Annotated in this window: 10 protein-coding genes; 8 read left to right on the forward strand and 2 right to left on the reverse strand. The window is 54.8% G+C overall.

Going from position 1 to position 6422, the window contains the following annotated elements:
* The first annotated feature begins 138 nt into the window (after nt 1–138).
* From ACOYNV_RS24930 to ACOYNV_RS24955, 6 genes are read left to right on the forward strand one after another with little or no spacing between them, the layout of a single operon-like run.
* Complete coding sequence (locus tag ACOYNV_RS24930) at nt 139–432, forward strand: hypothetical protein (protein ID WP_422902510.1); 294 nt, start codon at nt 139–141, stop codon at nt 430–432.
* Between the two features lies 1 nt (nt 433).
* On the forward strand, nt 434–895 hold the full coding sequence (locus ACOYNV_RS24935; protein WP_422902511.1) for a hypothetical protein: 462 nt from the start codon (nt 434–436) through the stop codon (nt 893–895).
* Nucleotides 895–1119, forward strand: a complete 225-nt coding sequence (locus ACOYNV_RS24940; RefSeq protein ID WP_422902512.1) for a hypothetical protein — start codon at nt 895–897, stop codon at nt 1117–1119. Before ACOYNV_RS24935 ends, ACOYNV_RS24940 begins: the two co-directional genes overlap by 1 nt.
* Nucleotides 1116–1520 carry a hypothetical protein gene (locus tag ACOYNV_RS24945; protein ID WP_422902513.1) on the forward strand — a complete coding sequence of 135 codons (405 nt, stop codon included), beginning with the start codon at nt 1116–1118 and terminating at the stop codon, nt 1518–1520. Before ACOYNV_RS24940 ends, ACOYNV_RS24945 begins: the two co-directional genes overlap by 4 nt.
* Nucleotides 1513–1995 (forward strand): hypothetical protein, encoded by a 483-nt coding sequence (locus tag ACOYNV_RS24950; protein ID WP_422902514.1) that lies wholly within the window; start codon nt 1513–1515, stop codon nt 1993–1995. The genes ACOYNV_RS24945 and ACOYNV_RS24950 overlap by 8 nt, the downstream gene beginning before the upstream one ends.
* Complete coding sequence (locus tag ACOYNV_RS24955; RefSeq protein WP_422902515.1) at nt 1976–3292, forward strand: PBSX family phage terminase large subunit; 1317 nt, start codon at nt 1976–1978, stop codon at nt 3290–3292. Before ACOYNV_RS24950 ends, ACOYNV_RS24955 begins: the two co-directional genes overlap by 20 nt.
* Before the next feature lie 2 nt (nt 3293–3294).
* On the opposite strand, the gene ACOYNV_RS24960 is transcribed toward ACOYNV_RS24955, so the two are convergent.
* Both ACOYNV_RS24960 and ACOYNV_RS24965 read right to left on the reverse strand, forming a co-directional pair.
* On the reverse strand, nt 3295–3711 hold the full coding sequence (locus tag ACOYNV_RS24960; protein WP_422902516.1) for a type II toxin-antitoxin system HicB family antitoxin: 417 nt from the start codon (nt 3709–3711) through the stop codon (nt 3295–3297).
* A 3-nt stretch (nt 3712–3714) separates the two neighbouring features.
* Nucleotides 3715–3897 carry a type II toxin-antitoxin system HicA family toxin gene (locus ACOYNV_RS24965; RefSeq protein ID WP_422902517.1) on the reverse strand — a complete coding sequence of 61 codons (183 nt, stop codon included), beginning with the start codon at nt 3895–3897 and terminating at the stop codon, nt 3715–3717.
* A gap of 95 nt (nt 3898–3992) precedes the next feature.
* Here ACOYNV_RS24965 and ACOYNV_RS24970 point away from each other — a divergent pair, with 95 nt between their 5' ends.
* Together ACOYNV_RS24970 and ACOYNV_RS24975 are read left to right on the forward strand one after the other, a co-directional pair.
* The gene (locus ACOYNV_RS24970) at nt 3993–6122 is read left to right on the forward strand and encodes a hypothetical protein (RefSeq protein WP_422902518.1); all 2130 of its coding nucleotides are present in this window, start codon (nt 3993–3995) and stop codon (nt 6120–6122) included.
* Nucleotides 6119–6422: DNA methyltransferase (locus ACOYNV_RS24975; protein WP_422902519.1), on the forward strand; the 304-nt coding region annotated here is incomplete at its 3' end. The genes ACOYNV_RS24970 and ACOYNV_RS24975, both read left to right, overlap by 4 nt.

Consider the following 6422-nt stretch of genomic DNA (forward strand, 5'->3'; position numbering starts at 1 on the left):
GTGCCATCGACGCGCAGCAGTTCGGCATCCTCGCTCTGTGCGTGCTCTACACCGCCGCATGGGCTAAGGGATTCTTTCAGCATTGGATTAAATCATGAGTGCCGTATCAAATATCGTAGTTCACCAAGGAGAAGTAAATTGAAACAGAAGAAAAAAGCAGCAAAGAAACTCAATAGCATCAAGGGTTACGTCGATGGTTGCCTCGCCGGAATTGAAGTTGGGCGCGAGTTGATGGCAAAAGAGATTTCTCTGGTACTGGAGTCTGCACGCCACTTGGGGGAACACGGCCTGAACCGCTACGCGGATGTGCTGATTGAAGAACTGGAAGAGAACATGTACGAGTTAAATCGAGCCGATACCGAAGAGTGCGCCGAAAAATACTGCCCCGAAGGTGCTGACAAGTGCTGTTCTGCTTGCGAGTGCGCGGATTGATATGACCGCAAAACGCATCAGGGAAATGAAAAATGGGCCGCGCATCGGCGTGGCTATAGCCGAGCGCGTAAAAACGCATGACGAAATCAACAACCTGCCAATGAAGGCTATCCAGTCAGCTATCCGATGGACGGGAACCTGCCGACTGCACATGCTCAATGAGGATGCTGAATGCCTTCTGTCCGAGTACAAGCTATCCAAGGGCGACAGCAAAATCTACTACGCCGATGCCAGTACCGGATTGTTGTTTGACCGCGTTACAGGCGCGTGCAGGCAGTCAAGCCGGGTAACGCTGGACATTGAGAGTATCAAGGAGACGGTATGCACACTGGCAGGCTTCGGGCGGTGGCGCAACGCGAAATTCGAAGGATGGTCAGAGACGCAGCTAAAAAACAAGCGCGGGCCGAAAACCAAGGAACAGAAGGCGCAATCGGAAGAGTTTGAAATGGCAGAGGTGGATTGATGTCAGCCGACCAACTTGATGATGCCAGCGACCGCGAGCAGGAGATGCGCGACGATGCCATTGCTGCCATTCGACGCAAGGCATCAGAGCAGGTTATCCCGGCAGTCGGCCAGTGCCACAACTGTTGCGCCATCGTTCCAGAGGGCGTCAGTCATTGCGACAAAGAATGTGAAATCGACCATACGATCAGACGCAGCGCAGATGCCATGAGATACTCACGATGACCACGACCCCGTTGATTCGACGCCAAGTAACCGCAGATCGCGGACAGCGGTTAGCCACCACAAAAGATGTCGTGGATTTAATCAAATCAACGGGGCTGACAAAATTCACCTCACGCGACATTGCCGAGCGCCTGGCAAAGAACCCAGTATCAATGATGCGCGTGGAGTACGCCGCACGCGCAGCGATCAACTGGCTATGCTCCAAGGGGCAAGCCAGAGCATGTGGTGAGGTCATTAGGACAACTGGTACGCCAGCAAAAGGGAAATACATGGCTACGGTCTATGAGCTCACGAATCTGCACGGTTTCGACGGGTGCGATGTGGAACTGCTGAACATGGTGTTCTTCAGGATTGGGGTGATAAGAGAGGTTGATTCCTTAGAGGTTGAATGCAATGGCTAAAAGAAAACGATTAACGGACGAAGAAAAAAACAAGATCATTGCGGACTGGAAAACAGGGAAGTTCACAGTCCGCGACATTTCCGATAAATACGGAGTCCCCGTTTCGTCTGCGCACAATATTGTAAAAGACGTAGAAAAGATAATTAGTAAGCTAGTGGACAAGCAAGTTGAGCTAAATCAAGAAGTTGCACAACTCTCTGAACGGGAAGTGAACATGTTCAGAGATGAGGTTAGTGACCGAATGCGGCACACAGAATTCTTCAACTCGCATGCAATCAAAAATGTTCAGGACGCCATGAACATGGAGTGCGAAAGCCAGAACGACTTCCGCGCAAGGGCAGATACGATCAGCAAGGGCCGGCAGGACGTTCTCGGCAAATCGCCTGAAACTGCGATCCAGATCAACAACCAGCCCATAGGCAAGGTTGAAATCATTATCGTCAGGAGAGAGAAGATTGAGAACGCTGAGTATTAGCCTGCACGAGGTATTTGACGGATTCCAAGAGCCTGCACGCTACAAGGGAGCATGGGGAGGCCGTGGAAGCGGTAAGTCTCACGCTTTCGCACTCATGCTTATCGCGCAGTGTGTGGCACGCCCTGGGCTTCGCTGCGTGTGTATCCGCGAGGTGCAGAAGACGCTGAAAGAGTCCAGCAAGCGACTCATCGAGGACAAGCTGCAAGAACTGGGGATCGTTGAGGAAGACGGATTCCGTGTGCTGAACGAAGTCATCGAAACGCCAGGTGGAGGGATCATTAGCTTCGTGGGCATGCAGGATCACAACGCCGAGTCCATCAAGTCGCTTGAAGGCTATTCAATCGCTTGGGTTGAGGAAGCGCAAACGCTATCGCACCGATCGCTATCGCTGCTTCGCCCGACAATCCGAGCACCAGGTTCAGAATTGTGGTTTAGCTGGAACCCGCGAAGGAAGTCAGATGCCGTGGATATGATGCTGCGTGGCGACGTTCTGCCGACTGGCGCCATCGTCAATCGTGTAAATTGGTCGGATAACCCGTGGTTTCCAGATGTTCTGGAGCAGGAGCGGCTTGATTGTCTTGAGCAGTCGCCAGAGCAGTACCCGCACATATGGGAGGGTGAGTACGCCATGGTTCTGACCGGTGCGTACTACGCCAAGCATATCGCCATAGCGAAACAGGAGGGGCGTATCAGCAGAGTCGGCGCCGATCCTTTGATGACGATACGCATGTTTGTGGATATTGGCGGTACCGGCGCCAAGGCCGATGCTTTCACCATCTGGTGCGCGCAGTTCATCGGAAAGGAAATCCGAGTCATTGACCATTACGAAGCAGTTGGCCAGCCGTTGGCGGCTCATGTGGCTTGGATGCGTGCTCGCGGCTACACCCCGGAAGTCGCGCAGATATGGCTGCCGCATGACGGAACATCGCATGATCGTGTTTATGACGTATCGTTTGAAGGCGCTTTGAGGAAGGTCGGCTATACGGTTACGACAGTTCCAAACCAAGGCGCAGGGGCGGCTAAGGCGCGGGTTGAGTCAGGAAGAAGGCTATTCAATCGAATCTGGTTTGATGCCGCTAAAACACAAGGCGGGCTGGATGCCCTTGGTTGGTACCATGAGAAGCGGGACGAGGCGCGCAACATTGGGCTAGGGCCTGAGCATGATTGGGCGAGCGATTCAGCCGACAGTTTCGGATTGATGTGCATCGTGGCGGAACAGTTCTATGGATTCGTGCAGGTTCCAGAGTGGAAGCGCGCCCTCAGTCATCGCGGACGGACAACCGAGGGGGCTGCTTGATGCTACGCCACGCGAATCTCGATCTGGCGCCCAAGCGCACGAGCCGCCGCCTCGATGTGATCAAAGCGAGACGCGTGCGTCAGGTCAAACAGTCGATCCACTTGCGGCATATGCCAACCCAGGCGGCGAGCCAATTCCGACTTCTTGATGCCTTGCTCGGTCATCGCCTGATAAACGCCTAGCTTGGCGCACTCAAGCGCTGACGGGCGAACTGTTGGGCGGCCATTGGCAGCGGATGCCACGGGAAGCGGCCGTCGTGCATCGACGTAGAACGACAGCGCCGTTTCCAGAGCATCAATGGCGTACATCAGCGCCTCATCCTCATCTTCTCCTTGCGTTATGCCTTCAGGTACATCGGGGAAGGTTACGACAAATCCACCTTCTGGCTGGGATTCAAGCACTACAGGGTATTCAAACATGGTTCATTTTCCTTTCAGTCCGAGTTGCTTCTTGATGCCCTCTACCGTTCCGGTCTTCAGGTCAGTGTTGTGCATAGGCAAGATGGTTTGCTTGTCGCCAAGATAAATCTTGATGTGCGACCCTTTGGCCTGGCCGTAGGTCACTCCTTGCTTGGTAAGCCATCGCTTGAATTCATTTGAGTTCATGGATTAAATATTAACAGTTCTGTTGTGGTTAGCAAGCAGTAAAAATGCTGGCTATCGCAAGTATAAAAGGTCAATCACTCACCGGATTGACCTTTATGCCGAAGAACAGCACACAGACCGCCTCTGAAAACTGGGAGCGCTACCAGTACGGCGTCGAGCGAGGACACCGCGACTACACGGCGACATCGGCGGTTCTTGAGGGGTACTACCTGGGCGGGCAGTACGACAGAGACGGGCGATTGCTGGCAGGCGGCCACTGGAACGAAGCCGACCTCGAAGTGCTCGGCGAACAAGGCCGACCAGCTTACGAATTCAACCAGATCATGCCAGCGGTCAATTCCGCTTTGGGCTACCAGATCGCCAACCGGGTGGACATTGCATTCCGGCCTCGACAAGGCGATGCGACAAAAGAACTGGCAGACGTTCGCTCCAAGGTGGCCATGCAGATTGCCAGCAACAATGACCTGCACTGGCGCGAATCCGAAGTATTTTCAGACGGGATGATCCAGCAGCGCGGCTACTTCGAGTGCCGCATGGACTTTGACGACAATATGCTGGGTGAGCTGCGGATTTCAGTACTTGATCCCATGGACGTGATCCCTGACCCGGACGCCAAATCATACGACCCGGCAGGCTGGGCGGACGTGATTATTACCCGATGGATGACGCTGGACGACATCGAGGGGCTGTACGGTAAGGACATGCGCAAACTGGCCGAGGAAAGCAAGTCAGGATCGTATGTGGCCAACAGCGATTTCGGAGACGTCGACAGCGATACTACGCCTCGCGGCAAGTTCGGCGCCGGAAAGGGCCGCTATGACTCGCAGTTCACCGTGGCCGGGATTGTGCATTACCGCATCATCGACCGGCAGAAGTGGGTTCGAGAACTGGCCAACGTGGCCATTCACCCCAGCGGTGACATTCGCCCCCTGGAAGGCGACGAAGACCCGGACGCCATTGCAGAAATGCAGCGCAATGGGATCAATGTGGTGAAACGGACGGTCAAGCGGGTGCGCTGGGCAGTGTCGACCATGGATACCGTTCTGCATGACGACTGGTCGCCCTATGACCGATTTACGGTGGTGCCCTTCTTCCCGTTCTTCCGCCGAGGCCGGACGCGCGGCATGATCGACAACGCCATCGGCCCACAAAAAGCGCTGGACAAAGGCATCAGCCAAGCCATTCACATCATCAACACCACGGCAAACTCGGGCTGGCAGCTCGAAGAGAACCAGCTAGCGAACATGACCACGGAACAACTGGAGCAGCAGGGCGCTTCTACCGGCCTGGTGCTGGAGCGTAAGGCAGGAACGCCACTACTGACCAAGATTCAGCCGAATTCCATGCCGCCAGGCGTCGAGAAGATCATTGAACTGGCAACTTTCACGCTCAAAGACGTGACCGTTCCCGATGCCATGCGCGGCACACAAGGCGCTGAACAGTCAGGGATTGCCATTCAAAGCAAGCAGCACGCGGCACAGCAGGGCTTGGCGGTACCGCTGGATAGTCTGTCACGTACTCGCAACATGCTGGCGCGCTGGATTGATTACTCAATCACCAAATACTACAACTCGGAGCGGGTGTATCGCATTACCCGCGTCGACCCGGCTACCGGGCAGGACGTTGATGAAGAAATCCCCATCAACAAGATGGATCAAGCCACCGGGTTGTATTTCAACGACATGACCATCGGCGAGTACGACGTGGCGATCACGGAACAGCCGATGCAGGTGACGTTCGAGAATAGCCAATTCACGCAGACGATGGAATTGCGCAAAGCCGGGGTGAATTTGCCGGATAACGTGATTATCAAGCACTCGAATCTGTCCGATAAGCACGAGATCATGCAGCAGATGGAGCAGCAGCAGAAGCCTCCACCAGCAGACCCGATGGCTGAAGCCAAGGCGAGGCTGATTGACGCTCAGACGCGCAAGACGCTGGCCGAAGCGGTCAATGCGAGCGTGACCGGCATGTTCTCGGGCACTCAGGCGGCAGTGAATATCGCCTCGCAACCGGCAGTGGCGCCATTGGCTGATGCCTTGCTCAAGTCAGCCGGGTTTGTCGATATGGACTTGGCGCCAATCATTCCGTCAGTTCCTGCAGGTATCCCGGTTATTCCTCCAGATCAGGACAACATACCGAGCAACACGAGTCCCAACTTCCCCCCGAGGATTGGTACGCCTGATGCGGGGATGAACACGGGGATTGAGGGCGGACAGGCATGATCCAGCTGATGCTGGGCGACTGCCTTGAGTCTATGCGCGGAATGGCCGACAACTGCATCGACCTGACTGTTACATCGCCACCTTACGACAATCTTCGCACCTATAACGGATTCAGTTGGGATTTTGAAGGTATTGCGCGTGAGCTTTTCCGAGTAACTAGGCCGGGCGGCGTGGTGGTGTGGGTAGTTGGCGACGCTACGATCAAGGGCAGCGAGACAGGTACGAGCTTCAGGCAGGCTCTGTTCTTCAAGGAGATCGGGTTTAACTTGCACGACACGATGATTTACCAAAAGCTCAATT

Source organism: Propionivibrio sp. (genome assembly GCF_049316945.1).
In the GTDB taxonomy this organism is placed as follows: domain Bacteria; phylum Pseudomonadota; class Gammaproteobacteria; order Burkholderiales; family Rhodocyclaceae; genus Propionivibrio.

What these genes read in the sequence shown, in the direction of transcription:
- ACOYNV_RS24935 (WP_422902511.1), top strand. Translation starts at nt 434, where the DNA reads ATGACCGCAAAACGCATCAGGGAAATGAAAAATGGGCCGCGCATCGGC.
- ACOYNV_RS24940 (WP_422902512.1), top strand. Translation starts at nt 895, where the DNA reads ATGTCAGCCGACCAACTTGATGATGCCAGCGACCGCGAGCAGGAGATG.
- ACOYNV_RS24945 (WP_422902513.1), top strand. Translation starts at nt 1,116, where the DNA reads ATGACCACGACCCCGTTGATTCGACGCCAAGTAACCGCAGATCGCGGA.
- ACOYNV_RS24950 (WP_422902514.1), top strand. Translation starts at nt 1,513, where the DNA reads ATGGCTAAAAGAAAACGATTAACGGACGAAGAAAAAAACAAGATCATT.
- ACOYNV_RS24960 (WP_422902516.1), bottom strand. Translation starts at nt 3,711, where the DNA reads ATGTTTGAATACCCTGTAGTGCTTGAATCCCAGCCAGAAGGTGGATTT.
- ACOYNV_RS24965 (WP_422902517.1), bottom strand. Translation starts at nt 3,897, where the DNA reads ATGAACTCAAATGAATTCAAGCGATGGCTTACCAAGCAAGGAGTGACC.
- ACOYNV_RS24970 (WP_422902518.1), top strand. Translation starts at nt 3,993, where the DNA reads ATGCCGAAGAACAGCACACAGACCGCCTCTGAAAACTGGGAGCGCTAC.